Annotated in this window: 23 protein-coding genes; 15 read left to right on the top strand and 8 right to left on the bottom strand. The window is 70.3% G+C overall.

Features of this window, described 5'->3' with window-relative positions; genetic code table 11:
• Positions 1-13: 13 nt before the first annotated feature.
• Positions 14-1798: an ABC transporter substrate-binding protein gene (locus ABZV77_RS04910; RefSeq protein WP_356250386.1), complete on the bottom strand. Its 1785-nt coding sequence runs from the start codon at positions 1796-1798 to the stop codon at positions 14-16.
• 86 nt (positions 1799-1884) lie between these two features.
• Positions 1885-2910 carry an ABC transporter permease gene (locus ABZV77_RS04905; protein WP_356250384.1) on the bottom strand — a complete coding sequence of 342 codons (1026 nt, stop codon included), beginning with the start codon at positions 2908-2910 and terminating at the stop codon, positions 1885-1887.
• Between the two features lie 401 nt (positions 2911-3311).
• Here ABZV77_RS04905 and ABZV77_RS04900 point away from each other — a divergent pair, with 401 nt between their 5' ends.
• From ABZV77_RS04900 to ABZV77_RS04880, 5 genes are all read left to right on the top strand, one after another.
• Positions 3312-4946 (top strand): ABC transporter substrate-binding protein, encoded by a 1635-nt coding sequence (locus tag ABZV77_RS04900; RefSeq protein WP_356250382.1) that lies wholly within the window; start codon positions 3312-3314, stop codon positions 4944-4946.
• A 70-nt stretch (positions 4947-5016) separates the two neighbouring features.
• The gene (locus ABZV77_RS04895; protein ID WP_356250380.1) at positions 5017-5940 is read left to right on the top strand and encodes an ABC transporter permease; all 924 of its coding nucleotides are present in this window, start codon (positions 5017-5019) and stop codon (positions 5938-5940) included.
• Positions 5933-6910, top strand: a complete 978-nt coding sequence (locus tag ABZV77_RS04890) for an ABC transporter permease (protein ID WP_356250378.1) — start codon at positions 5933-5935, stop codon at positions 6908-6910. Before ABZV77_RS04895 ends, ABZV77_RS04890 begins: the two co-directional genes overlap by 8 nt.
• Positions 6911-6916: 6 nt before the next feature.
• Positions 6917-7963, top strand: a complete 1047-nt coding sequence (locus tag ABZV77_RS04885) for an ABC transporter ATP-binding protein (RefSeq protein WP_356250376.1) — start codon at positions 6917-6919, stop codon at positions 7961-7963.
• Between the two features lie 61 nt (positions 7964-8024).
• Positions 8025-9098: a dipeptide ABC transporter ATP-binding protein gene (locus ABZV77_RS04880; protein ID WP_356252294.1), complete on the top strand. Its 1074-nt coding sequence runs from the start codon at positions 8025-8027 to the stop codon at positions 9096-9098.
• Between the two features lie 19 nt (positions 9099-9117).
• Here the strand turns inward: ABZV77_RS04880 and ABZV77_RS04875 are convergent, their stop codons facing one another.
• On the bottom strand, positions 9118-11295 hold the full coding sequence (locus ABZV77_RS04875) for a prolyl oligopeptidase family serine peptidase (protein WP_356250374.1): 2178 nt from the start codon (positions 11293-11295) through the stop codon (positions 9118-9120).
• 147 nt (positions 11296-11442) lie between these two features.
• On the opposite strand from ABZV77_RS04875, the gene ABZV77_RS04870 reads away from it, so the two are divergent.
• From ABZV77_RS04870 to ABZV77_RS04835, 8 genes are all read left to right on the top strand, one after another.
• Positions 11443-11637, top strand: a complete 195-nt coding sequence (locus ABZV77_RS04870) for a hypothetical protein (protein WP_055569071.1) — start codon at positions 11443-11445, stop codon at positions 11635-11637.
• Positions 11638-11659: 22 nt separating this feature from the next.
• Positions 11660-12583 carry an N-acetyl-1-D-myo-inositol-2-amino-2-deoxy-alpha-D-glucopyranoside deacetylase gene (mshB, locus tag ABZV77_RS04865; RefSeq protein WP_356250372.1) on the top strand — a complete coding sequence of 308 codons (924 nt, stop codon included), beginning with the start codon at positions 11660-11662 and terminating at the stop codon, positions 12581-12583.
• Between the two features lie 131 nt (positions 12584-12714).
• On the top strand, positions 12715-13083 hold the full coding sequence (locus ABZV77_RS04860; protein WP_356252291.1) for a DUF6113 family protein: 369 nt from the start codon (positions 12715-12717) through the stop codon (positions 13081-13083).
• Between the two features lie 165 nt (positions 13084-13248).
• Positions 13249-15369, top strand: coding sequence for a hypothetical protein (locus ABZV77_RS04855; protein WP_356250370.1), 2121 nt, complete (start codon positions 13249-13251; stop codon positions 15367-15369).
• A 132-nt stretch (positions 15370-15501) separates the two neighbouring features.
• On the top strand, positions 15502-16443 hold the full coding sequence (locus ABZV77_RS04850) for an ABC transporter ATP-binding protein (protein ID WP_356252288.1): 942 nt from the start codon (positions 15502-15504) through the stop codon (positions 16441-16443).
• Entirely contained in the window at positions 16440-17180 is a 741-nt protein-coding gene (locus ABZV77_RS04845; protein WP_356250368.1) for an ABC transporter permease, read from the top strand. Before ABZV77_RS04850 ends, ABZV77_RS04845 begins: the two co-directional genes overlap by 4 nt.
• Before the next feature lie 35 nt (positions 17181-17215).
• Complete coding sequence (locus ABZV77_RS04840) at positions 17216-18373, top strand: sensor histidine kinase (RefSeq protein WP_356252285.1); 1158 nt, start codon at positions 17216-17218, stop codon at positions 18371-18373.
• Positions 18361-18975: a response regulator transcription factor gene (locus ABZV77_RS04835; protein WP_356252282.1), complete on the top strand. Its 615-nt coding sequence runs from the start codon at positions 18361-18363 to the stop codon at positions 18973-18975. Before ABZV77_RS04840 ends, ABZV77_RS04835 begins: the two co-directional genes overlap by 13 nt.
• 37 nt (positions 18976-19012) lie before the next feature.
• On the opposite strand, the gene ABZV77_RS04830 is transcribed toward ABZV77_RS04835, so the two are convergent.
• From ABZV77_RS04830 to ABZV77_RS04820, 3 genes are all read right to left on the bottom strand, one after another.
• Positions 19013-19867 (bottom strand): transglutaminase-like domain-containing protein, encoded by an 855-nt coding sequence (locus ABZV77_RS04830; protein WP_356250366.1) that lies wholly within the window; start codon positions 19865-19867, stop codon positions 19013-19015.
• A gap of 68 nt (positions 19868-19935) precedes the next feature.
• Positions 19936-20766: a transglutaminase-like domain-containing protein gene (locus ABZV77_RS04825; RefSeq protein WP_356250364.1), complete on the bottom strand. Its 831-nt coding sequence runs from the start codon at positions 20764-20766 to the stop codon at positions 19936-19938.
• A 113-nt stretch (positions 20767-20879) separates the two neighbouring features.
• Positions 20880-21881 (bottom strand): GNAT family N-acetyltransferase, encoded by a 1002-nt coding sequence (locus ABZV77_RS04820; RefSeq protein ID WP_356250362.1) that lies wholly within the window; start codon positions 21879-21881, stop codon positions 20880-20882.
• Positions 21882-22024: 143 nt separating this feature from the next.
• Here ABZV77_RS04820 and fdxA point away from each other — a divergent pair, with 143 nt between their 5' ends.
• Positions 22025-22345, top strand: coding sequence for a ferredoxin (gene fdxA, locus ABZV77_RS04815; protein WP_030573070.1), 321 nt, complete (start codon positions 22025-22027; stop codon positions 22343-22345).
• A 94-nt stretch (positions 22346-22439) separates the two neighbouring features.
• A complete protein-coding gene (locus tag ABZV77_RS04810) occupies positions 22440-23534 on the top strand; it encodes a bifunctional succinyldiaminopimelate transaminase/glutamate-prephenate aminotransferase (protein WP_356250360.1) in 1095 nt (364 codons plus the stop codon).
• Between the two features lie 86 nt (positions 23535-23620).
• Here the strand turns inward: ABZV77_RS04810 and ABZV77_RS04805 are convergent, their stop codons facing one another.
• Together ABZV77_RS04805 and ABZV77_RS04800 are read right to left on the bottom strand one after the other, a co-directional pair.
• A complete protein-coding gene (locus tag ABZV77_RS04805; RefSeq protein WP_356250358.1) occupies positions 23621-24064 on the bottom strand; it encodes an ATP-binding protein in 444 nt (147 codons plus the stop codon).
• 325 nt (positions 24065-24389) lie between these two features.
• Positions 24390-25304, bottom strand: coding sequence for a heavy metal transporter (locus ABZV77_RS04800; RefSeq protein WP_356250356.1), 915 nt, complete (start codon positions 25302-25304; stop codon positions 24390-24392).
• Positions 25305-25362: the final 58 nt, after the last annotated feature.

Raw genomic sequence — 25362 nt, 5'->3', positions numbered from 1 at the left:
GTGGGGCCGGTCGTCAGGCCTTGACGTACGTCTTGTAGATCAGCGTCGCGGCGAACTGCGGGTCGTGCTGCGCGCCACCGACCTTGGAGCCGTGGAGGTAGAAGCGGCGCTGGTAGGTCTCCGGGATGATCGGCACGACCTCGGTCATGATCTTCTTGTCCAGCTCGGCCCAGGCCTTACCGGCTTCCTTCACATCCGGGATGACCGAGTTCTTCTTGATCGCCTCGTTGATCCAGCCGATGTCCGTCTGGGAGATGTTGTTCTGACCGTCACCGATCGCCTCGCCGTCGAACAGCGGCTGGATCAGGGTGTAGGCGGTCGGCCAGTCCGGGGACCAGCCGAACCACATGACGTCGAACTTGTTGTCGATGCGCTGGGCCTGGTCGTAGTAGTCCGTCGAGTTGAGCGGCTTGATGACCGGGTCGAAGCCCGCATCCTTCAGCGCGTTCTCGATGACGACCTTGGTCTTGTCGTACGTGGGGCGCTGCGGGAAGGCGTAGACGATCTTCTGGCCGAGCTTGCCGGCCTTCTTGAGGATCTCCTTGGCCCGCTTCGGGTCGCCCGCGGGCTTCTTCAGCTTGCCGAAGACGTCGAACTCCTCGCGGCCGATGATGTCGGGGCTGAGGATGGTGGTGGCCAGGTCGCCCGCCGACTCGCCGCCGTAGATCCGGCGGATCTGCTCCAGCGGCCAGGCGACGTTGAGGGCCTTGCGCACCTCGACGTCGGTGATGCGCTTGCAGTTGATGGCGTAGTAGTACGTGCCGGAGGACAGTCCGTTGAAGGACCGCTTCTTGACGTCCGGGTTGGTGAGCACCTTCTGCATGCGCTCGGCGGGGATGGGCTCGTAGATCGCGATCATCTGCTGGTCCTTGCCCTGGTCCGCGATGAAGCGGTCGCAGGAGTCAAGGCCCGTCGGGCCGAACTCGAACTCGAAGCTGTCCGGGTAGGCGTTGCGGATCGGGTCGGTCTTCGGGTCCCAGTGCTTGTTGCGCGTCAGCGTCATCGACTTGTCGATGGAGCGGTGCTTGACGAGGTACGGGCCGCAGGAGAAGGGCGCCTTGTCGTACTTCTCCTTGGTGTCGTGCTTCACGGGCACGGGAGAGTACGACGTCATCGCCAGGGTGAAGTTGAAGTCCGGGCGGGCTTCCTTCAGCTTGAAGGTGATCGTCTTCTTCGCCTTGTCGATGGCGATCGAGTCGAGGTGGTCGCCGCCATAGGGACCCTTGTAGCCCTCGCGCCACTTGGCGCCCTTGCCGGTCAGGGCCGTCTGGACGTACGAGGCGCCCTCGGTGATGAACGATGCCCAGGCGCGCTCGAAGCCGTGCCGGACGTCCTCGACGGTCAGCTCGCTGCCGTCCTGCCACTTCAGACCGTCCTTCAGCGTGAAGGTCCAGGTCTTGTTGCCGTCGGACGCCTTGCCCACGTCGGTGGCGAGGTCGCCGACGAGGGTCATCTTGCCCTTGGCGTCGATGAAGTAGCCGGTGAGGGCACGCGCGTAGAGGTTGGCCACCGAGGAGTTGTACGCGAAGTAGATGCGCTGCGGGTCCATGTGCGACACGTCGTCCTCGGCGACGCCGTAGATCGTGCCGCCCTTCTTCGCGCCCGGGACCTCGGGGGCGGGGCCCTTCGAGTCGTCCGCCGTGCCGATCTTGACGGAGGCGCCCGTGTACTCGGTGGCGCCACCGTGGTTTCCGCCCCCGCCACCGCCGGAGCCGCCGCTGCTGCACGCGGACAGAACCATTGATCCACCGGCCGCGACCGTGGTCGCGACGACGAAGTTTCTGCGGGAGAGAGACATGTGGCTACCAACCCTGATTGTCGAAGTAAAGAGGAGCGGAGGGAACGACCCGGCACGCCCGTCGCGTGTGCCAGGACCGGGGAGTGTCAGCGTTTGGTCTTCGGGTCCAGCGCGTCGCGCACGGAGTCACCGAGGAGGTTGAAGGCGACGACGAAGATCACCATGGCGATGCCGGGGAAGGCCATGTACGTGATGTCCTGCTCGTACACCTCGGAGGCGCGCTGGATCATCACGCCCCAGTCGGGGGTGGGCTCCTGAAGTCCCACTCCCAGGAATGCGAGTCCGGCCTCGGCGGTCACGAACATGGGGAGGGCGAGCGTGGCCTGGATGAGGATCGGCGTCCACAGGTTGGGAAGCAGTTCCTTGAAGATGATCCGGGCCGGCGAGGCACCGGTCACCTTCGCCGCCTCCACGAACTCCCGCTCCCGCAGGGCCAGTACCTCACCGCGCAGCAGACGGGCGATGGACGCCCAGCCGAAGGCGGTCATCACCGCGATGAGGCTGGTGACCGTCAGCCACGTCGGCGTCTTGTCCTCCGGGGCGACCACGACCGAGATCATCACGGGCCAGAAGGCGATGAAGAAGAGCGTCGAGGGGAAGGCCAGCAGGATGTCGATGACGCGGCCGATGAAGTAGTCGGTCTTGCCGCCGATGTATCCGGCCGTGATGCCGACGACGATGCCGATGATCGTCACGAGGATCGTCGTCGCCGCAGCGATCAGCAGCGAGTTGCGCATGCCGTACAGCAGGAAGGTGAGGACGTCCCGGCCCAGCTGGGGCTCGATGCCGAACCAGAAGTCGCTGGAGATGCCGCCGTTCGGCTTGATCGGATAGCTGAACTCGTTGAAGAGGCTCGGATCATTCACCCCGTACGTCGTGTACGGATTCTTCCCGTACACCTTCGCGATCAGCGGCGCGCAGAGCGCGATGACGAAGAAGAAGATCACGACGCAGGCGGCGATCACGCCGGACTTGTCCCGCTTGAAGCGGGTCCAGGCGAGCCGTCCCGGCGAACGGCCCTTGCTGCCCTGGTCCTTGGGCGGTTCGGGCGTGCCGTCTGTTTTGTCCGTCACTTCAAGCGTGGCGGCAGCGGCGGGAGTTGGGGAGGTCATGGCGCTCCAGGCCCGGAGAGGGTCATCAGGAATCCGCAGGACAACCAGCACCCACGGGCTTGGCGCGACTTTCGCAAGGCGTTTCCCACGCGGTCAATGAATCGTGGGCCGCTTTGAGCCTCTCTTGAGGTCCTTTACTTAGTCTTTACCTGAACATGGGCATGCCATTGCGTTGGCGTAATCATGCGTGATGGACAAGAAATGACAGCTCCGGGCAAACGTGGCAATGAGTCCGATATGAGTCCGATATGCGGGCGCGGACGTCTCGGAATGCGTACATCCGGATGGGCTCACACCCGTACGGGTGGGATAAATGTGCGGTTCATTCCTCTTGAGGCGATATTTGGCGGTAAGTAATCGCGGTAGCCAAGTAGCCAGGTAGCTGGGGACAGGAGGACTCCATGCGTGGAGCCACGCACGCCAAGTGGGCCGCATGTGCGGTGACCGTCGCTCTCGCGGCGACGGCCTGCGGTGGCGGGGGGAGCAGCGGCGGCGGCGGTGGCGACGGCTCCGGCATCGTGAGCTCCTCCTGGGGCGACCCCCAGAACCCGCTGGAACCGGCGAACACCAACGAGGTGCAGGGCGGCAAGATCCTCGACATGGTCTTCCGCGGCCTCAAGCGGTACGACCCGAAGACCGGCGAGGCCAAGGACATGATCGCCGAGTCGATCGACACCAAGGACGCCCAGAACTTCACGGTCAAGATCAAGGACAACTGGAAGTTCAGCAACGGCGAGAAGATCACCGCCAAGTCCTTCGTGGACGCCTGGAACTACGGCGCCAACCTCAAGAACAACCAGAAGAACGCCTACTTCTTCGGCTACATCGAGGGCTACGACAAGGTCCACCCCGAGAAGGGCGAGCCCGGCGCGCAGACCCTCTCCGGACTGAAGGTCGTCGACGACAAGACCTTCACGGTCAAGCTCAGCCAGAAGTTCTCCACCTGGCCCGACACCCTCGGCTACCCGGCCTTCGCGCCGCTGCCCAAGGCGTTCTACGACGACCACGACGCCTGGCTCTCCAAGCCCGTCGGCAACGGTCCGTACGCCGTGGACTCGTACACCAAGGGCTCGAAGATGTCCCTGCGCAAGTGGGACGGCTACCCCGGCGACGACAAGGCGCAGAACGGCGGTGTGGACATGAAGGTCTACACCGACAACAACACCGCCTACACCGACCTGATGGCGGGCAACCTCGACCTGGTCGACGACGTCCCCGCCTCGCAGCTCAAGAACGCCAAGAACGACCTCGGCGACCGCTACATCAACACCCCCGCGGGCATCATCCAGACCCTCGCCTTCCCGTTCTACGACAGCAAGTGGAACAAGCCGGGCCTGGAGAAGGTCCGGATGGGCCTGTCCAGGGCGATCAACCGCGAACAGATCACCGAAACGATCTTCCAGAAGACGCGGACGCCCGCCTCCGACTGGACCTCTCCGGTCCTCGGTGAGAAGGGCGGCTACAAGAAGGGGCTGTGCGGCGACGCCTGCGAATACGACGCCGCGGCGGCCAAGAAGCTGGTCGAGGAGGGCGGCGGCATCCCCGGCGGCACCCTCAAGGTCACCTACAACGCGGACACCGGCTCGCACAAGGAGTGGGTCGACGCCGTCTGCAACTCCATCAACAAGGCCCTCGGCAACGACAAGGCCTGCGTCGCCAACCCCGTCGGCACCTTCGCCGACTTCCGCAGCAAGGCCTCCAAGCAGGAGCTGGACGGCGCCTGGCGTGCGGGCTGGCAGATGGACTACCCGCTGATCCAGAACTTCCTGGAGCCGGTCTACTTCACCGACGCCCCGTCCAACGACGGCAAGTTCTCCGACAAGGAGTTCGACAAGCTCGTCAACGAGGCCAACGGGGAGACGGACACCAACAAGGCCATCGGCAAGTTCCAGGACGCCGAGAAGATCCTCGCCAAGGAGATGCCCGCCATCCCGCTCTGGTACCAGAACGGCAGCGCCGGCTACTCGGACAAGGTCTCCGACGTCTCGCTGAACCAGTTCAGCGTGCCGGTCTACAACGAGATCAAGGTCAACTGAGACGCCGGGAGCGGCCGCCCGGCCCCCGCGGGGGAGCCGGGCGGCCGCTCCCCTTAATTCCGGAGCCCCCATGGGACGTTATGTGATCCGGCGTCTGCTGCAGATGATCCCGGTCTTCATCGGCGCCACGCTGCTGATCTTCCTGATGGTGAACGTGATGGGCGACCCCGTCGCGGGCCTGTGCGGCGACCGCAAGTGCGACCCCGCCACGGCCGCCCAGCTGAAGAAGGAGTTCGGCCTCGATAAGCCGGTGTGGCAGCAGTACCTCACGTACATGGGCAACGTCTTCACCGGCGACTTCGGCACCGCGTTCAACGGTCAGAAGGTCACCGAGCTGATGTCGGCCGCCTTCCCGGTCACCATCCGCCTGACCGTCGTCGCCATCGTCTTCGAGATCGTCATCGGCATCTCGCTGGGCGTGCTGACGGGCCTGCGGCGCGGGCGCCCCATCGACACCGTGGTGCTGCTGCTCACGCTCGTCGTCATCTCCATCCCCACCTTCGTCACCGGACTCGTCCTGCAACTGCTGCTCGGCGTGCAGTGGGGCGTCATCAAACCCTCGGTGTCGAGCGAGGCGCCCTTCAACGAGCTATTGATCCCAGGACTCGTGCTCGCCTCGGTCTCCCTGGCGTACGTCACCCGCCTGACCCGCACCTCCATCGCGGAGAACCGGCGCGCCGACTACGTCCGCACCGCCGTCGCCAAGGGCCTGCCCCGGCGCCGCGTCGTCACCCGGCACCTGCTGCGCAACTCGCTGATCCCCGTCGTCACCTTCATCGGCACCGACGTGGGCGCACTGATGGGCGGCGCGATCGTCACCGAGCGGATCTTCAACATCCACGGCGTCGGCTTCCAGCTCTACCAGGGGATCCTCCGCCAGAGCACCCAGACCGTCGTCGGCTTCGTGACCGTCCTCGTCCTCGTCTTCCTGGTGGCCAACCTGATCGTCGACCTCCTGTACGCCGTACTCGACCCGAGGATCCGCTATGCCTGAACCCCATGAGCCAGAGGGCGCCATCGCCGCGACCGGCATGGGCGGCGCGATGGACCTCGCGGCGAGCGAGGCGACCTCCCTGGACAAGACGCCGGGCGGACCCGACGGCGGCGGCCCCTCCGCCCCCGCACGCAGCCTCTGGTCCGACGCCTGGCGCGATCTGCGGCGCAACCCGATCTTCATCGTCTCGGGCCTGGTCATCCTCTTCCTCGTCGTCATCTCCCTGTGGCCCTCGCTCATCGCCTCCGGCAACCCGCTGGACTGCGACCTCTCCAACGCCCAGAAGGGCTCGGCGCCAGGACACCCCTTCGGCTACAACGAGCAGGGCTGCGACGTCTACACCCGCGTCGTGTACGGCACCCGCGTCTCGGTCACCGTCGGTGTCTGCGCCACCCTCGGCGTCGCGCTCATCGGCAGCGTGCTCGGCGGGCTCGCCGGGTTCTTCGGCGGGGCGTGGGACGCGGTCCTCTCCCGCATCACCGACATCTTCTTCGCCATCCCCGTCGTCCTGGGCGGTCTGGTGCTCCTGTCGGTGGTCACCAGCTCCACCGTCTGGCCGGTGATCGGCTTCATGGTGCTGCTCGGCTGGCCGCAGATCTCCCGCATCGCCCGCGGCTCCGTCATCACCGCCAAACAGAACGACTACGTCCAGGCGGCCCGGGCGCTCGGCGCCTCCAACTCCCGGATGCTGCTGCGCCACATCACCCCGAACGCCATCGCCCCCGTGATCGTCGTGGCGACCATCGCGCTCGGCACGTACATCGCCCTGGAGGCCACGCTCTCCTACCTCGGCGTCGGTCTGAAGCCGCCGACCGTCAGCTGGGGCATCGACATCTCGGCCGCCTCCCAGTACATCCGCAACGCCCCGCACATGCTGCTCTGGCCCGCCGGAGCCCTGGCCATCACCGTGCTCGCGTTCATCATGCTCGGCGACGCGGTGCGCGACGCCCTCGACCCGAAGCTGAGGTAGGCGCCCATGGCAACCGTGGCATCCGAGGCGGCCGCGTCCGGCACGCCCGCGGCGTCCAAGCTGCTCGAAGTGCGTGACCTGCACGTGGAGTTCCGCACCAGGGACGGCGTCGCCCGAGCCGTCAACGGCGTCGACTACAGCGTCGACGCGGGCGAGACGCTCGCCGTCCTCGGCGAGTCGGGCTCCGGCAAGTCCGTCACCGCCCAGGCCGTCATGGGCATCCTCGACACCCCGCCCGGGAAGATCACCGGGGGTGAGATCCTCTTCCGCGGCCAGGACCTCCTCAAGCTCAAGGAGGAGGAGCGGCGCAAGATCCGCGGCGCCGGGATGGCGATGATCTTCCAGGACGCGCTGTCCTCCCTGAACCCGGTGCTCAGCGTCGGCGAGCAGCTCGGCGAGATGTACGTCGTCCACCGCGGCATGTCGCGCAAGGACGCCAAGGCCAAGGCCGTCGAACTGATGGACAGGGTGCGCATCCCGGCCGCCAAGGAGCGGGTCGGGCAGTTTCCGCACCAGTTCAGCGGCGGCATGCGCCAGCGCATCATGATCGCCATGGCGATGGCGCTGGAACCCTCGCTGATCATCGCCGACGAGCCCACCACCGCCCTCGACGTGACGGTCCAGGCCCAGGTCATGGACCTGCTCGCGGAGCTCCAGCGCGAGATGAACATGGGCCTGATCCTCATCACCCACGACCTCGGCGTGGTGGCGGACGTCGCCGACACCATCGCCGTCATGTACGCGGGCCGCATCGTCGAACAGGCCCCCGTCCACGAGATCTACCGGGCCCCCGCACACCCCTACACCCGCGGCCTGCTCGAATCCATCCCGCGCCTGGACCAGAAGGGCCAGGAGCTGTACGCGATCAAGGGGCTGCCGCCCAACCTCATGAACATCCCGCCGGGCTGCGCCTTCAACCCCCGCTGCCCCATGGCCCAGGACGTCTGCCGCACCGACGAGCCGCCGCTCGCGCAGGTGACGTACGAAGGACTGACCGCCGACCGCAGGAGCGCCTGCCACTTCTGGAAGGAGACGCTCGATGCGACACGGTGAAGGCGGCGCGCACATCAGCAAGAAGCAGCTGGCGGAGGAGGGCGAGACCGCGCGGCAGCTGATGGACAAGGCCAAGGGCGAGATGGACTTCGCCGCGCACGGATCGGAGTCGGGGCGCGAACCCATCCTCCAGGTCCGCGGCCTGGTCAAGCACTATCCGCTGACCCAGGGCATCGTCATCCGCAAGCAGGTCGGCGCGGTCAAGGCCGTGGACGGCGTCGACTTCGACCTCGGGCAGGGCGAGACGCTCGGCATCGTGGGGGAGTCCGGCTGCGGCAAGTCGACGGTCGCGAGGATGCTGGTCAACCTGGAGCGGCCGACCGCGGGCGAGATCCGTTACAAGGGAGAGGACATCACCAGCCTCTCCGGCCGCGCCCTGAAGGCGGTGCGCCGCAACATCCAGATGGTGTTCCAGGACCCCTACACGTCCCTGAACCCCCGGATGACGGTCGGCGACATCATCGGCGAGCCGTACGAGATCCACCCCGAGGTCGCGCCGAAGGGCTCGCGCCGCCAGAAGGTGCAGGAGCTGCTCGACGTGGTCGGGCTCAACCCCGAGTACATCAACCGCTATCCGCACCAGTTCTCCGGCGGTCAGCGCCAGCGCATCGGCATCGCGCGCGGCCTGGCGCTGCGCCCCGAGGTCATCGTCGCCGACGAACCGGTCTCCGCACTCGACGTCTCCGTGCAGGCCCAGGTCATCAACCTCCTGGAGAAGCTGCAGAACGAGTTCGACCTCAGTTACGTCTTCATCGCGCACGACCTCTCGATCGTGCGGCACATCTCCGACCGGGTCGGCGTGATGTACCTCGGGCGGATCGTGGAGATCGGCTCGGACGCGGAGATCTACGACCACCCCACGCACCCCTACACCCAGGCGCTGCTCTCCGCCGTGCCCGTCCCCGACCCCGAGGCGCGCGAGCACCGCGAGCGGATCATCCTCTCCGGAGACGTGCCCTCGCCCGCCAACCCGCCCTCCGGCTGCCGCTTCCGCACCCGCTGCTGGAAGGCGCAGGAGCGGTGCGCGCTGGAGGTCCCGCTGCTCGCCGTACCGGCGGAGTTCCGGCTCGACGAAAGCCCCGCCGCGCACGACTCGGCCTGCCACTTCGCCGAGGAGAAGCAGGTCGTGCCGTAGCGGGCGGGGCTGCTCGCGGCTACTTCCCCGGCAGGCCCAGGGAGCGCTTCAGGAAGTCCACCTGGAGCAGGAGCAGGTTCTCCGCGACCTGCTCCTGCGGGGTCATGTGGGTGACGCCGGACAGCGGCAGGACCTCGTGCGGGCGGCCCGCGGCGAGCAGCGCGGAGGACAGCCGCAGGGAGTGCGCCACCACCACGTTGTCGTCGGCCAGACCGTGCACGATGAGCATCGGGCGGTGCGGCTCGGCCGCCTCCACCAGCCCGTCGTCCCAGATCAGGGAGTTGTGCCGGTACGTCTCCGGGGTCCGGTTGGGATCGCCCAGGTACCGCTCCTCGTAGTGCGTGTCGTAGAGCCGCAGATCCGTGACCGGGGCGCCGACGACCGCGGCGTGGAACACGTCGGGTCGGCGCAGCGCGGCCATGCCCGCCAGGTAGCCGCCGTAGGACCAGCCGCGGATCGCCACCCGGGACAGGTCGAAGGGGAACCGTTCGGCGAGCGAGTGGAGGGCGTCGACCTGGTCCTCAAGGGTGAGGGTCTTGTCGTTCTTGATCGACTTTTCCCAGCCGGGGGAGTGGCCCGGGGTGCCGCGGCCGTCCGCGACGAGCACCGCGAAGCCCTGGTCGGCGAACCACTGCGAGGTCAGGAAGATGTTGTGCGCACGCTGGACGCGCTGGCCGTGCGGGCCGCCGTACGGATCGAGCAGGACCGGAAGAGGCCCGTCCGTCTCCTTGTAATCAGTGGGGAGCAGGACGGCGCACGGGATGTTCCGCGTGCCCCCTTCCGTGAGCGTCACGCGCGGAGTGAGCCCCGGGCGCTGGGCGTGTGAGGCAACGGTCGCCACCTGCTTGCCCCCGCGCAGCACCTGCACCTGCGCGCCGGGGCGGTCGAGCGTGGCCGACACCAGGACGGTGAGGCCGCCCGCGCGCACCGCCGAGTGCACGCCCGGCTCCTGCGAGACGCGCTCCACCCCCAGCTCATTGACGCGGTACACGTGGATCTCGCCGGTCTCCGGGTCGGCCGCCGCCGCACCCGCCGACGCCGAAACCAGGATGTCCTCCTCGGTGACGTCGAGGACCGCGCGGACGTGCAACTGCGGTCCGGTGAGCGGACGTTCCCCCCACGCGAGGACGCGGGCGCCCCCCTCGTCGACGATCCGCACCAGCTTCCCGCTGGGCGACCAGCACGGCACACCAGGGAAAAGTTCAAGCCATTCTGGATCTTCCTCTGCGTGCACCATCCGCGTGGCACCGCTGTCCGGATCCACCGCGAGATACAGCTGGCTGCCCTGGTCCCTGGACTGCACGAGAAGCAGCGGCGCGCCGTCCGCCGACCAGTGCACCCGGGCGAGGTACGGGAAGCGGGCGCGGTCCCAGACCACCTCGGTGCGCGAGCCGTCCAGACCGAGCACGCACAGGCGCACGTCCGCGTTGGGAGTGCCCGCGGCCGGGTACGCGACCTGCTCGGGCGCACGGTCCGGGTGCGCGGGATCCGCGATCCACCACCGCTGCACAGGGGTGTCGTCGACCCGCGCGACGAGCAGCCGCGCCGAGTCCGGAGACCACCAGAAGCCCCGGGAGCGGGCCATCTCCTCCGCCGCGATGAACTCGGCGAGACCGTAGGTGACGGTGGCCTCCTGGCCCGCCTCGGGCTCCGCGAGGGGCCGGTCGCCCGCGCCGTCGGCGCCCGTCACGCGCAGGGCGCCCTGCGCCACGTAGGCGACGTGCCGCCCGTCGGGCGAGGGGCGCGGGTCGATCACCGGCCCGGGCACGGGCAGTTCGCGCGCCGTGCCCGCGCGCAGCTCCGCGGTGAAGAGACGTCCCGAAAGCGCGAACGCGGCCAGCTCCACCGCCGCGTCCGTCGCGTAGCCCACGATGCCCGCGCCGCCCTCACGGCTGCGTTCGCGCCGTGCGCGCTCCTCGGCGGACAACTGCTCGGCAACGCCGCCGAGCAGCACGTGCGGATCGGCCGCGACCCGCTCCGAGCTGCCGTCCGACACGTCGAGGACCCAGAGCCGGTTCGCCCGGTCGGTGCCGTCTGACGAGCGCAGGAAGGCGACGCGCGACCCGTCGGGCGCCACCGTGAACGCACGGGGCGCGCCGAGGGTGAAGCGCTGCGTCCTGGCGTGCTGACGCGGGAAGGAGAGCCGCTGTGCCTGGCTCTCGTCGGGCCTGGGAATTCCGGGGTTCTCGGTGGTCATCCCCCGAGCCTATGGCTCATGCGCCCCCCTGTGCTGCCGTGCTCCGACTCATGCGTCCGCACGGATAGTTATGATCCGTAGCGCTTGGTGGGTATAGACCTGCTGGGGTCCGCACTGGGGTACGACAACGAGTTGGAGGTGACCGCCGTGGCACTCTCGATTTCGGCGGTGGTGCTGCTGGCGATCATCGTCTTCCTGTTGGTCAAGAAGTCAGGACTGAAAGCGGGACACGCGGTCGTCTGTACGCTGCTCGGCTTCTATCTGGCGAGCTCGTCCGTCGCGCCCACGATCAACGAGCTGACGACCAACGTGGCCGGGATGATCGGCGACATCAAGTTCTGACGCGGGCTCGTAGGGTGGTCCCATGACGGAACTGCCCGCCCGGCGCCTGCTGCTCGTGCACGCGCATCCCGACGACGAGTCGATCACCACCGGCGCGACCATGGCCAAGTACGCGGCCGAGGGCGCTCATGTCACGTTGGTGACCTGCACGCTGGGCGAGGAGGGCGAGGTCATTCCGGCCGAGCTCGCCCATCTTGCCGCCGACCGAGAGGACTCCCTGGGCGCCCAGCGCATCGGGGAGCTGGCGGCCGCCATGAAGGAAGTGGGGGTCGCCGACCACCGCTTCCTCGGCGGCACCGGGCGCTACCGCGACTCCGGGATGATGGGCGTCGAGCAGAACGACCGCCCAGGCGCCTTCTGGTCGGCGGACCTCGACGAGGCCGCCGCGCACCTCGTCGAGGTGATCCGCGAGGTGCGCCCCCAGGTCCTGGTGACGTACGACCCGGACGGCGGGTACGGCCACCCCGACCACATCCAGGCGCACCGCGTCGCCATGCGCGCGGCCGAGCTCGCCTCCGAGCCCGCCTTCCGCGCGGACCTCGGCACGCCCCACACCATCGCGAAGATCTACTGGAACCGTGCTCCGCGGTCCGTGGTCGAGGAACGCTTCCACTGGATGTCGGGCGCGCTGCGGCACTCGCCGTTCGGCACGCCCGCCGTCGTCGCCGACGTGCCCGGCGTCACGGACGACGAGCGGATCACCACGGAGATCGACGGCCGACCGTACAAGGCGGCCAAGGCGGCGGCCATGGCGGCCCATGCGACCCAGATCACGGTGAGCGGTCCGCTCTTCATCCTCTCCAACGAGCTCGCGCAGCCGATTTTCGATGTGGAGTACTACGAGCTGGTGCGGGGAGAAGCGTCGGCAGAAGGAACGTCCCGGGAGACCGATCTCTTCGCGGGACTCGAAAGGGTGACGGATGTGGCTGAGGTGACCGCGCTGTGAGTACGCGTTCCCGTGCGTCGTCAGGGGCCGGTTCCGGGGCCTCCAAGCCCCCCGCTCCGAAGGGGGCAGGGTCCGGTCCGACGTCCGCCGCGGACGCCGCCGGAGCCCCCGGCAGCTTCCTCGCGCAGCCCCTGAGAGCGGGACGGCTCGCCGCCTATGCCCTGCTCTTCGTCCTCGGCGCCGTCGTCGGCGTCGCCGGGGCGCTCGTCCAAGGGGGCTTCTTCCCCGCGGGGTTGCTGCTCGCGCTCGTCGGCGCGGGTGGCCTCTTCTACGGCGGGTCGCGGGCGATCGGCACCAGGGCGGGGGCCGTTGCGCCTGCCGCGGGCTGGCTGGTCGTGGTCATGCTGCTCACCGCCACCAGGCCCGAGGGCGACTTCCTCTTCGGCGCGGGTCTCGGTTCGTACGGCTTCCTGCTCGGCGGAATGGCCGTCGCTGTGATGTGCGCCACGCTCGGGCAGGGGCCGCAACCGAGCGCGTCCGCCGCCCGACTTGGCAAGTGACGTACCACTTCGGCCGGTGTGCCGCACGGGTTTGACACCGGTCACGGGATGAGTGCCGACGGCGGCCAGTATGGTGGTGCGGCCGCCGAGCCTCCCCCAACCTCCGGCCGGGGGGACCCCGGATGAGGTCGAGACGGGCGGCGGAGTCAACCAGGAGAACCTGCCTTGAGTCGTGAAACTGACAGTTCGTCCTCCGGGCCCCAGGGGCGCGGTGGAGCCGCATACCCCTCGGGGACGCCGCCGTACGGCTCCCCGGCACAGGGTGCTCCCGCCGACGGCGGAATGGACGGAGCGCGGCGGCAGGCCGCCGAGGAGCGGCCCGAAGAGCCCGAGACCCAGACCACGCTGACCACCCGCATCCGGATCAACATCCCCGGTTCGCGGCCCATCCCGCCGGTCGTCATGCGCACGCCCGTCGGTGACGAGGGTCCGCGCGGGGAGTCCGTGCCCCTGGACGGCGGCCGCCGTGGCGGTGCCGCGCCGGGCGCTCCCGGCGCTCCCGGAGCATCCGGTGCTCCCGGCGCCGGGGAGACGGGCCGGGCGACGGGGGCCGGAGCCCCGGTCGCCGCCGGGTCCGCCGCCCCGGGCGACGGCGGCACGGGATCCTCCTCCCCGGCGGAGGAGAAGACGAGCGACTGGTTCGCACCGCGCAAGCCCGCCAGGAACGAGGGCGGGAGCGGCACGGGCGGTTCGGGCGGTTCCGGTACGAACGGGTCCGGTACGGGCTCCTTCGACGTGTCCGGCGCCGTGGCGTCGGGCCCCCTCGGCACGGGCGCCCCGCAGGGCGATCCGCAGCGCGGCGACCTGCCGTACTTCTCCGGCGGTACGGGCGGCCCCGGCGGCTCCCGGCCCCCGGCAGGGCCGACCGGCGGTCCCGTCACGGGTGACAGCCCGCTGGCGCCTCCGACGCCCCAGGCGGCCCGTCCGTCGGGCCCGGGTGCTCCCGGTGGTCCTGGCGCTCCGGGTGGCCCCGGTGGCCCCGGTGGCCCCGCCAATTCCGGCGCGCGGCCGCCCCGTTCCGGCGTCATGGGCGACGACACCGCGATCCTCACGCCGCAGAAGGCCGGTCCGGTCTCGCCGCCGCCCGGCGGCCCGCGGCCTCCCGTCGGCGGACCCGGTGCTCCTGGCGGCCCCGGTGCTCCCGCGCCGGGCTCCAACGTCTCCGGCGAGACGCTGACCAGCGGCATCCCCGTCGTACCGCCCGCGCACGACAACTCGCCCTTCGGGACCGGCCCGCAGGGCGAAGGCCCCGTGCCGCACACCCCGCCGAAGCTGCCCGAGCCGGTCCGCTCGGACGTGCCGCCCGCCGCTCCCGCGCCGAAGGCGAAGGCCAAGAAGAAGGGCCGCAACAAGCTGGTCCTCCTCGCGGTCGCCGTCGTGGTCGTGGGCTGCGGGGCGTACGGCGCGGGCCTGTTGATGAACCACGCCGACGTCCCGAAGGGCACCACCGTGCTCGGCGTCGACATCGGCGGCGGCACCCGCGACGAGGCCGTCCAGAAGCTCGACTCGGCACTCGACGCGCGCGTCACCAAGTCCCTGAAGCTCTCGGTGGACGGTGACACCGTCAACCTCAAGCCGGACCAGTCGGGCCTGACCCTGGACAGCCAGGCCACCGTCCGCGAGGCCGCGGGCAGCGACTACAACCCCGTCTCGGTGATCGGCTCGCTCTTCGGCGGCCAGCGCGTCGTCGAGCCCGTCATGCCCGTCGACGAGGAGAAGCTCGCGGCCGCCCTGGAGCGCGCCGCGGGCGGCTCGGGCACGGCGCAGGAGGGCACGGTGAACTTCGTGCCGGGCAAGGCCGTGCCGGTCTACGGCAAGGTCGGCAAGGGCATCGACCCGCAGGCGTCGACCACGGCGGTCGCCGACGCGTACAAGAAGCAGGTCGAGACGGGCAGCGCGGGCTCGGTCCAGGTGCCGGTCACGACGCGCAAGCCGACGATCTCCAAGGCCGCGGTCGACAAGTTCATGACCGGGTTCGCCAAGCCCGCGATGTCCGCCAACGTCACCATCAAGGCGGGCGCCAAGTCGATCCCCTTCGGCCCGGAGAAGTCGCTGCCGAAGATCCTTGAGACGAAGCCCCTCAAGGACGGCACCCTCCAGGTGCACTACAACCTGGAAGAGCTCAAGAAGCTGTACGGCAACGTCTTCGACGGCGTCCTGATCCAGCGCGGCAACGGCTCCAAGACGCCGGTCCAGGCGACCGACGTGGCCCAGGCGATGGGCAAGGCGCTGACCGGCAAGACGCCCGCGGAGCGCATCGGGGTCATCGAGACGAACGCGAGCTGATCCCGCCCGGCACACGGAGGCCGGACGGTTCACCCGGGCCACTCGGGTGAACCGTCCGGTCTTTTGCATGACATCTGTCATCCCGGAGTCACCACAACCGACACTGCCGCTGCCACCTGCGCTTTTGTGACGATGTTCGGTATGACGACGACCACAGCACCGCCCGCCGCCGACGTGGTGAGCTTCGAGCAGGTGACCAAGAGCTACGGCGACGTCCGTGCCGTCGACGGCCTGACCCTCGACCTCCGCCCGGGCGAGACGGTGGCGCTCCTCGGGCCGAACGGCGCGGGCAAGTCCTCCACTCTCGACCTGCTGCTCGGCCTGCGGCGGCCGGACAGCGGCACGGTGCGGGTCTTCGGGGCCGAGCCGCGCGAGGCGATCACCGCGGGCCGGGTCGGCGCCATGCTGCAGAGCGGCGGCCTGATGGGCGAGGTGACCGTGCGCGAGCTGGTGACGCTCGCCTGCGACCTGCACCCCAGGCCGTACCGCGTCAACGACGTGCTCGCCCACGCGGGCATCACCAAGATCGCCGACCGCAAGGTCGACAAGCTCTCCGGCGGCCAGGAACAGCGCGTCCGCTTCGCGCTCGCCACGGCGGGCGCCCATGACCTGATCGTGCTCGACGAGCCGACCACCGGCATGGACGTCTCCGCCCGCCAGGCGTTCTGGGCCACCATGCGGGAGCAGGCGGACCAGGGCCGCGCGGTCCTCTTCGCCACGCACTACCTGGAGGAGGCCGACGCGATCGCCGACCGCGTCCTTGTCCTGCACCGCGGCCGCCTCCTCGCGGACGGCACCGCGGCCGAGATCAAGGCGAAGGCGGGCGCCCGTAAGGTCGCCTTCGACCTGGCGGAGATCGATCCGGCGTGCACGGAGCAGCTCCGCGAGCTGCCCTTCCTGACCACGCTCGACATCACGGGCCACACGGTCCGCATCCAGTCGACGGACGCCGACGCCACCGTGCACGCGCTGTACGGGCTCGGCCTCTACCCCCGCAACCTCGAAGTCGCCGGGCTCGGCCTGGAGCAGGCCTTCGTGGCGATCACCGAGGCCGAGGAGGCCAGGACCCGATGAACAGTCTGATCAAGCTCGAGATCACCCGCGCCCTGCGCAACCGCAAGTTCCTCTTCTTCTCCGTCATCTACCCGTCGGTGCTCTTCGTGATCATCGCGGGCAACCAGAACGGCGCCGACAAGGTCCCCGACACCGGCCTCTCCGTCCCCGCGTTCATGATGGTCTCGATGGCGTCCTTCGGCGCCCTCACCGCCGTCCTCATGGGCAACAGCGAGCGCATCGCCAAGGAGCGCGAGAGCGGCTGGGTGCGGCAGCTGCGCCTGACCGCCCTGCCCGGGCGCGGCTACGTCCTCGCCAAGACCGCGAGCGCGGCCGTGGTCAGCCTGCCGTCCATCGTCGTGGTGTTCGCCGTCGCGGCGATCTTCAAGGACGTCCGCTTCGAGGCCTGGCAGTGGGGGGCGCTGACCGGAGCGATCTGGGCGGGCAGCCTCTGCTTCGCCGCGCTCGGCGTGGCCATCGGCTACCTCGCGACCGGCGACGCCGTACGCCCGATCACGATGATCATCTACTTCGGCCTCTCCATCCTCGGCGGCCTGTGGATGCCGGTGACGACGTTCCCGCACTGGCTGCAGGAGACCGCGTCCTGGCTGCCCACCCACGCGTACGCTGCCCTCGGGCAGGCCATCGAACTGGGCGAGGCACCGCACGCGAAGGACATCACGCTCCTGGTCGCCTACTTCCTCCTCTTCGCGGGCGGCGCGGCGTGGCTGTACCGGAAGGACACACTGAAGGCGTGAACGTGAAAGACGCTGAGTGCAGCGAACTCCACCCCGTGTACACCTTCGGACGGCCGCCGCAGGGCCGCCGCCAGTTCCTCACGAAGGCGGCCTGGATCGGTGTCTGGCTGGTGTTCCTGAGCGCTCCGGTCAGGGACCTGGCCGAGGGCCGTCACACGCCCCTGGCCACGGTGCTCGGCTCGCTCGGCCTCGCGCTCTTCGTGGCCTGCTATCTGACCCTCGTCTTCCGCTACACCACCAAGATCCTCCAATGGCGCGCCGTCATCACCTCGTTCGCGGTGCTCGTGGCCCTCGCCGTGCTCCTCGCCTTCAGCTTCGGCGACAACTGGCTCGGACTCTTCGTGTACGTCTCGGTCTCCGCGGGAGCCGTCCTGCCGGTGCGGTACGCGCTCGGGGTCATCCCCGCGGTCACCCTGCTGATGATCGTGGTCGGCCTGCGCGACGACGGCCTCGGCGACCTGATCACCAACCTCGGAGTGATCACCCTCCTGGTGGGCTTCGCGATGTCCGGCGTCCGCGAGCTGATCCGCACGACGGTCCAGCTCCGCCAGGCCCGCGCCACCGTCGCCCAACTCGCCGCCAACGAAGAGCGGTTGCGGCTCGCCAGGGACCTGCACGACCTGCTCGGCCACTCGCTCTCCCTGATCACGCTCAAGAGCGAGCTCGCCGGGCGGATGCTCCCCACCGACCCCGACAAGGCCGCCCAGCAGGTCGCCGACATCGAACAGGTCAGCCGCCAGGCCCTGGTGGACGTGCGCGAGGCGGTCTCCGGCTACCGGCGGCGCACCCTCGCCGGTGAGCTCGCGGGCGCGCGCACGGCGCTCACCGCCGCCGGTGTCGACCCCGTGGTGCCGCTGGAGCCGCCCGCCGAACTGCCCGGCGAGGAGGCCGAGGCGGCGCTGGCCTGGGCGCTGCGGGAGGCCGTGACCAACGTCGTGCGGCACAGCGGGGCCGGGCGCTGCACAGTGGCGTTCACGGCGCGCCAGACGCTCGACGGACGGCTTCTGGAGCTCTCCGTGGAGGACGACGGGGTGGGCGGTTCCGGCGCCACGGCGGGCAACGGCCTGACGGGACTCACCGAGCGCGTGGCGGCGGTCGGCGGAGTCCTGGAGACGGGGCCCGCGGAGCGCCGCGGCTTCCGCCTGGCGGTCCGCGTACCGCTGGCGAAGGCGGCCGTAGGATCCCCCTCATGATCAGGATTCTGCTGGCCGAGGACCAGGCGATGGTCCGTGAGGCCCTCGCGGCGCTGCTCGGCCTCGAACCGGACATCGAGGTCGTCGCCCAGGTGTCCCGCGGCGACGAGGTGCTCGCGGCGGCGCGCGAGCACGCCGTGGACGTGGCGCTGCTCGACATCGAGATGCCCGGCTGTACGGGCATCGAGGCGGCCGCCGAACTGCGGACGCACTTCCCGGAGTTGAAGGTCGTCGTGCTCACCACCTTCGGCCGCCCCGGCTATCTGCGCAGCGCCATGGAGGCCGGTGCCGACGCGTTCCTGGTCAAGGACGCGCCCGCGGCCCAGCTCGCCGCGGCGGTGCGCAAGGTGCTCGCGGGGGAGCGGGTCATCGACCCCACGCTGGCGGCGGCCGCCCTCGCCGGGGGCGCGAACCCGCTGACCGACCGCGAGCGCGAGGTGCTCCGCGCGGCGGCCGACGGCGCCACCAACGCCGAGCTCGCCACCGCCCTGCACCTCTCCCAGGGCACGGTCCGCAACTACCTCTCGACCGCGATCCAGAAGCTCGCGGTCCGCAACCGCGCGGAGGCGGTCAAGGCGGCGAGGGACAAGGGCTGGCTCTGAAGCCCGGCCGCCTCGATTGCCTCCGTCGCCCCGGCAGTCAGTTCAGCATCGCCCGCGCCCCCATCGCCTGCCGCCGCGCCCGGTCGGCCGTGGTCGGGTCCAGCGCGGCGACCTCGTCGGCGTAGGTGTCGAGCTCCCGTGCGCCCGCCTGGAACTCCCCCTTATGTACGAGGAGTTGGGCGCGTTCGTAATGCAGTCGGGGCGGCGGCGCGGGCAGCAGCAGGCAGAGGTCCACCGCCCAGAGCGATACGTCGGAGCGCTCGGGGCGGGACGCGGCCCAGGCGCGGATGTTGTTGAGGATGCGCGCCACGATCTCCAGCGGCCCCGCGGTGCCCAGCATCGACGCCGCCGTCGGGGTCCCCGTGGCCGCCGCGACGAGCAGCTCCACGTCCATGCCGGACAGCAGCCGCCCGCCGCCGAACGGATCGGCAAGGACCCGGTCCTCCGGAGGGCCGAAGCCCACGATGAAGTGTCCGGGCAGCGCCACTCCGTGGACGGCGGCACCGGCGCGCCGCGCCACCTCCATCCATACGACGGAGAGCAGGATCGGCAGTCCTCTGCGCCGTCGCAGGACCTGGTGCAGGAGGGAGGAGTCCAGCCGCTGGTAGTCGCCGGGTCTGCCCTTGAACCCGTGGCTCCCGCCGAGGAGTTCGGAGGTGGACACGGCCCAGGCGAGGGGGCCGCCGTTCCTGCGGGACCGGTGACCGAGCGCGACCTGTTCCGCCAGCCGGTCGAGCAGGCGCCGCGCGGCGTCCATGCCCGCCTCGTCCAGCGAAGGGTCCGCCTCGGTGCCGATCAGCAGGCACAGCAGCGACAGGTCGGGTCGGGGCGACCCGGCCTCGGCCGCGAACAGCCGCCGCCACTTGGTGGTTCCGGGGGGTCGGGGGTGCATACGTCCCTCGTGCCCGGTCGCCTCGATCGATACGTCGGCCGGGCGGGGCCGCACTCCCTGGCCGGGGCTCAGTTCAGCATCGCCCGCGCGGCCCGCGCCTGCTGGCGGACCCGCTCCGCCGTGGTCGGCTCCACCGTCGTCACCACATCCGCGTAGGCGTCGAGCTCCGTCGCGCCCCCGAGGAAGTCGCCCCGCTGTACGAGGAGTTGGGCCCGTTCGTAGCGCAGGCGCGCCGGATGGGCGGGCAGCAGGAGAGACAGCTCAAGGGCCCACAGCGCGACGTCGGAGCGCTCGGGCCTGGCGGCCGCCCAGGCGCGGATGTTGTTGAGGATGCGCTGCACGATGTTCAGCGGGTCGGCGGGCGTCAGCATCGACGGCTGGATGCCCGTGCCCGCCGTACCCGCCACCAAGAGCTCCGCGTCGGCCCCGGTCAGCAGCCGCCCGCCGTCGAAGGGATCGGCGAGTATCTGGTCGTCCTTGGGCCCGAACCCGACGACGAAGTGCCCCGGCAGCGCCACCCCGTACACCGGGGCGCCCGCGCGCCGCGCCACCTCCATCCACACCACGGAGAGCAGGATCGGCAGGCCTCTGCGGCGCCGCAGGACCTTGTGCAGGAGGGAGGAGTCCAGCCGCTGGTAGTCGCCCGGCGTGCCCTCGAACCCGCACTGCTCGCCGAGGAGTTCGGCCATGGCGGCGGCCCACGCACGGGGTCCGCCGGGGCGGAAGGGCAGCAGGCCCGCGAGACGGTCGAGCTCGATCTCGGCGGCGTCGATCCCCGCGTCGTCGAGGGAAGGGTCGGCCTCGGTGCCGATCAGCAGGCACAGCGGTGCGAGACCGGGCCGTTCGGACCTTGCCTCTTCGGCGAACCGCCGCCGCCATTCGCCGGACTCCGCGTGCATACGTGCCTCGTGTCTGCCCTCGCCGGGCGCTGTTTCCGTGCCGTGCTCTGCTGTGCCGTGCCTTGTTCCGTCGGTCGTGCCGCTCTGTCGCTCTGCTGCTCTGCCGCTCCCGCTCAGGCGGGGCCGTACCGGTAGTGGTGATAGGCGTGATGCGCGGCGAAGCCCATCCCGTCGTACAGCGCCCGCGCGCCGTCGTTGTCGTCCTCGACCTGCAGCCAGGCCGCCGATGCGCCCTCGGCCAGGGCCTGCCGGGACAGCGCGGTCATCACCGCGGTGGCGAGCCCCTCGCGCCGGTGCTCCGGGGCCACCTCGACCGCCATGAAGCCCGCCCAGCGTCCGTCCACCACGCACCGCCCGATGGCGGCCGGAGCGTCACCGCTCCCGGGCACGGAAGCGAACCATACCGAGGGCCCGCCCGCCAGCACCTCGAGCACATGCGGCCCGGGAACCCCGAACCGCTTGTACCGCCGCAGCCACGGCTCGTCGAAGGACCGGGACAGCGTCACGCGGTCCGTGTCCGCGTCCAGGTCCGCGACCGGGGCGAGGGCGCCGATGTGCAGCTGGGTGCTCACCTCGCGCGTCCAGCCGTGCTCCTCCAGCGCGGCGCAGAGCAGCTCCTGGGTGCCTTCGGCGCCGGTCGCGGTCTGGACGTACGGCGGAAGGCCGCGGTCCGCGTACCACTCGCGGACGTACCGGAGCGCCTCCTCCAGCGGCCGCCCGGGATCGCCGAGCGGCAGCACGGAGTTGGCCCGCCTGGTGAATCCCGCCGCCGACCGCAGCTCCCACTCCCCGAGGCGTTCGCTCTCCACCGGCTGCCAGGCGCGGGCGGACACGCGCGCCAGCTCCTCGTACGAGGCGGCGGGGCCCCTGCGGCGGGCCGGCGCGGCAGGCACGACCTTTCCGGCGACCAGGGAGCGCTCCGGGATGCGGACGCTTTCGCCGTCCCGCCGTGTGATGAGCACCACACCGTCGTTCCACGATGCGAGAACGCCCACCGTGTCGGTGAACTTCTCACCCGAGATCAAAGCGTCGCTCAAGCGCCGTACAGAGACTCGTTTGCCCACGTCAGCAGGGGTGATGCGGACCTCGAGACGTCCGCCCGCAGTGAATTCCACAGCTCTGTAAGCCCCTCCTGTTCGGATCATGCCCGGGAACGGAGATACTAGGGGTGGGCATCGACGACGCCGCGCTCCCGCGCGCCAGGCGAGCGGAGCCTGAGGACGGCCCGCCAACGCCCGTATCGAGGAGGAACGACAGCGTGACCTACGTCATCGCGCAGCCTTGTGTCGACGTCAAGGACAAGGCGTGCATCGAGGAGTGCCCGGTCGACTGCATTTACGAGGGCTCCCGGTCCTTGTACATCCACCCGGACGAATGCGTCGACTGCGGAGCCTGCGAACCGGTCTGCCCGGTCGAGGCGATCTTCTACGAGGACGACACTCCTGAGGAGTGGAAGGACTACTACAAGGCGAACGTCGAGTTCTTCGACGAGCTCGGTTCGCCCGGTGGCGCGAGCAAGCTCGGTCTGATCGAGCGCGACCACGCCTTCATCGCCGCCCTGCCGCCGCAGAACCAGTAACGGCAGCCCGAGCGTCGCCCCGGTCCCGTACGGCATCTTCGCCGCACGGGACCGAGGCGTTTGCAACGACCAGTACCAGCACGGGAGTCACCACGTGTCCGCAGTCTCCGACCGGCTTCCCACCTTCCCCTGGGACAAGCTCGAGCCGTACAAGGCCACGGCGGCCGCCCACCCCGGCGGCATCGTCGACCTGTCGGTGGGCACCCCCGTGGACCCGGTCCCCGAGCTGATCCAGAAAGCGCTGATCGCGGCCGCGGACTCGCCGGGCTATCCGACCGTCTGGGGCACGCCCGCGCTGCGTGACGCGCTCACCGGCTGGTGCGAGCGGCGGCTCGGCGCCCGTGGCTTCACGCACCGCAACGTGCTGCCGGTCGTCGGATCCAAGGAACTGGTGGCCTGGCTCCCGACGCAGCTGGGCCTCGGCCCGGGCGACGTGGTCGCCTACCCGCGGCTCGCCTACCCGACGTACGAGGTGGGCGCCCGCCTGGCCCGCGCCGAGTACGTCGCCTACGACGACCCCACCGAGCTCGACCCGACGAACCTCAGGCTCCTGTGGCTCAACTCGCCCTCGAACCCGACCGGCCGGGTCCTCTCGCGCGAGGAGCTCACCCGTACCGTCGCATGGGCGCGCGAGCACGGCGTGCTGCTCGTCAGCGACGAGTGCTACCTGGAGCTCGGCTGGGAGGCCGAGCCGGTCTCGGTCCTGCACCCGGACGTGTGCGGCGGTTCGTACGACGGGATCGTCGCCGTCCACTCGCTCTCCAAGCGGTCCAACCTGGCGGGCTACCGCGCGGCGTTCGTCGCCGGTGACGAGGCCGTCCTCGGGGACCTGCTGCAGATCCGCAAGCACGGCGGCATGATGACCTCCGCGCCGACCCAGGCGGCCGTCGTGGCGGCGCTGGGCGACGACGAGCACGTGCGCGAGCAGCGCGCGCGGTACACGGCCCGGCGCACCGCCCTGCGCGACGCCCTGGTGAAGCACGGCTTCCGGATCGAGCACAGCGAGGCGAGCCTGTACCTGTGGGCCACCCGCGAGGAGTCCTGCTGGGACACCGTGGGCCACCTCGCCGGTCTTGGCATCCTGGTGGCGCCCGGTGACTTCTACGGCCCGGCGGGCGACCGCTTCGTGCGTGTCGCCCTGACGGCGACGGACGAGCGCGTCGCCGCGGCGGTCGAGCGCCTGGCGTGAGCACGGCAGCCGTGAGTCCAGCGGCGTGAGCACGGCGGAGGGCCCGGAGCCAATGGCTCCGGGCCCTCTGTGTGCGTGCCGGGCGATCAGCCGAGGGGGAGGCTCTTGACCGGCAGCTGGTCGGTGGGGAGGCCGCCCTGGGTCAGCGAGTCGGTGGGCAGGCCGCCACCGGTGGCCGAGTCCGCGGTCTCGCCGAGCGCCTTGCCCGCGCCGCCCGCGACGTCACCCGCGGCCTGCTGGGCGGCCGGGGTGGCGGTCTTGCCGACCCGGCCCACGGCCTTGCCCGCGGTCGGGACGGACTTCTTCACGGCCTTGCTGCCGGTGTCACCGGCGAGGTTGCTGACGTTCTGAGCCGCATCGTCGACGGTGTTGCCGAGGCCGTCGCCGTCCATGGCGGAGATGCCGCCCAGGTCGGGACTGGCGGGAAGATCAACGGCGCTCGCGGAGCCGGCCGCACCGACCACGGAAGCTGCACCCGCGGCGCTGAGCAGCGCGGCACGGGCGATCCGGCGGGTCAGGGGGAGGGACATGATGCTCCTTCAGACGGGAGAGAACGTTGGGTTGTCCGGCCGGATCGGATCCGGCGTTCCACCGGACGGCTTCCGGCGATCGGACGCAGTGACTACCGCTCGAAGTCCGCGAAGGTTTCGGTGCGCCAACGTAAAGAGTTGGCAATGCGTCGCATAATCGGCTGCGGATAAAAACGGGCAAAGAGCTTCAGGGCCGATCCGCTGCAGAAACCTTCATCCCTGGTGATCTCAAGGGATTCGGGGTTTTGGAGGGACGCGGGAGGGAAAGTCGGACAGGGTGTCGGTCCGTAGCACTCGGCATGCCCCCATCGGGGGACCCGTCGCACTACTGGCCGGTGATGATCCGGACCTCGTCCATGGCCCCGCCCGGCCCCGCGGCCCCGTTCTTCGCCGCTTCCGGGTCCGCTCGGCGCCACTTTCCCGGCCCTCCGGAGTGCCACTCCCGCCCGCCGTACGAGACCCGCTCGATGTGCAGCGCCGACGACTGCGCCACGGCCCAGTGCGCCAGCTCCCAGCCGCGCTGCGGGGCCCGGTCGGTGGCCAGGGGAGCGGGCACCGGCACCGTGACCGTGCGCCCCCGGGCCGCGCCGGGGTGCACCTCGCGGCCGAAGTCGCGGAGCAGCGCGGCGCGCACCTTCGTGGGGCCGCCGGGGTCCGTGTCCGGGCGCCCCTCGCAGCTGAACGTGGCGGGCGCGCGGCCCGTCAGCGCGGCGGCGAGCAGCGCGGCGTCCGGCTCGTGCTTGGCGTAGGCCTGCGGAAATCCGCTGCGCTGCACACGCTGCGCGGCGACCGTGAGGGGCAGCCGCGAATAGCCCGGGACCTCGGCCAGGTGCGCGTAGAAACGGCCCGCCGAATACGCCGGGTCCATGATCTGGCGTTCGTTGCCCCAGCCCTGTGACGGGCGCTGCTGGAAGAGGCCGAGCGAATCCCGGTCCCCGTGCGCGATGTTGCGCAGACCGGACTCCTGCAGCGCGGTGGCGAGCGCGATGGTCACCGCGCGCTCGGGCATCCCGCGCGAGGTACCGGCCACCGCGACCGTCGCGGCGTTCTCCGCCTGCTCGGCCGTGAAGGTGTACGAAGCGCCGTCGCCCTTAGCCGACACCACCGTGCACCGCGGCTCGGGCTTGCCCCCGTACACGTACTGCAGCGCCACATAGCCCACGACGGCGAGCAGCACGGCGGCCGCGGCCCCGATACGCACGAGACGGCCGCGCCGGACGAGGGTGGGGGGCTCAGGCACGCGTCCAAGGTACTGGAGTCCACCGACAGCCAGGACCGACCGCTGGCTTAGGGTCGTC

It is taken from the genome of Streptomyces sp. NPDC004732 (assembly GCF_040609235.1).
Lineage (GTDB): Bacteria > Actinomycetota > Actinomycetes > Streptomycetales > Streptomycetaceae > Streptomyces.
The sequence above is the reverse complement of the archived record's forward strand: the minus strand, read 5'-3'. Positions and strand labels throughout refer to the sequence as shown.

What these genes read in the sequence shown, in the direction of transcription:
- ABZV77_RS04910 (WP_356250386.1), bottom strand. Translation starts at nt 1,798, where the DNA reads ATGTCTCTCTCCCGCAGAAACTTCGTCGTCGCGACCACGGTCGCGGCC.
- ABZV77_RS04905 (WP_356250384.1), bottom strand. Translation starts at nt 2,910, where the DNA reads ATGACCTCCCCAACTCCCGCCGCTGCCGCCACGCTTGAAGTGACGGAC.
- ABZV77_RS04900 (WP_356250382.1), top strand. Translation starts at nt 3,312, where the DNA reads ATGCGTGGAGCCACGCACGCCAAGTGGGCCGCATGTGCGGTGACCGTC.
- ABZV77_RS04895 (WP_356250380.1), top strand. Translation starts at nt 5,017, where the DNA reads ATGGGACGTTATGTGATCCGGCGTCTGCTGCAGATGATCCCGGTCTTC.
- ABZV77_RS04890 (WP_356250378.1), top strand. Translation starts at nt 5,933, where the DNA reads ATGCCTGAACCCCATGAGCCAGAGGGCGCCATCGCCGCGACCGGCATG.
- ABZV77_RS04885 (WP_356250376.1), top strand. Translation starts at nt 6,917, where the DNA reads ATGGCAACCGTGGCATCCGAGGCGGCCGCGTCCGGCACGCCCGCGGCG.
- ABZV77_RS04880 (WP_356252294.1), top strand. Translation starts at nt 8,025, where the DNA reads ATGGACAAGGCCAAGGGCGAGATGGACTTCGCCGCGCACGGATCGGAG.
- ABZV77_RS04875 (WP_356250374.1), bottom strand. Translation starts at nt 11,295, where the DNA reads ATGACCACCGAGAACCCCGGAATTCCCAGGCCCGACGAGAGCCAGGCA.
- mshB (WP_356250372.1), top strand. Translation starts at nt 11,660, where the DNA reads ATGACGGAACTGCCCGCCCGGCGCCTGCTGCTCGTGCACGCGCATCCC.
- ABZV77_RS04850 (WP_356252288.1), top strand. Translation starts at nt 15,502, where the DNA reads ATGTTCGGTATGACGACGACCACAGCACCGCCCGCCGCCGACGTGGTG.
- ABZV77_RS04845 (WP_356250368.1), top strand. Translation starts at nt 16,440, where the DNA reads ATGAACAGTCTGATCAAGCTCGAGATCACCCGCGCCCTGCGCAACCGC.
- ABZV77_RS04830 (WP_356250366.1), bottom strand. Translation starts at nt 19,867, where the DNA reads ATGCACCCCCGACCCCCCGGAACCACCAAGTGGCGGCGGCTGTTCGCG.
- ABZV77_RS04825 (WP_356250364.1), bottom strand. Translation starts at nt 20,766, where the DNA reads ATGCACGCGGAGTCCGGCGAATGGCGGCGGCGGTTCGCCGAAGAGGCA.
- ABZV77_RS04805 (WP_356250358.1), bottom strand. Translation starts at nt 24,064, where the DNA reads ATGTCCCTCCCCCTGACCCGCCGGATCGCCCGTGCCGCGCTGCTCAGC.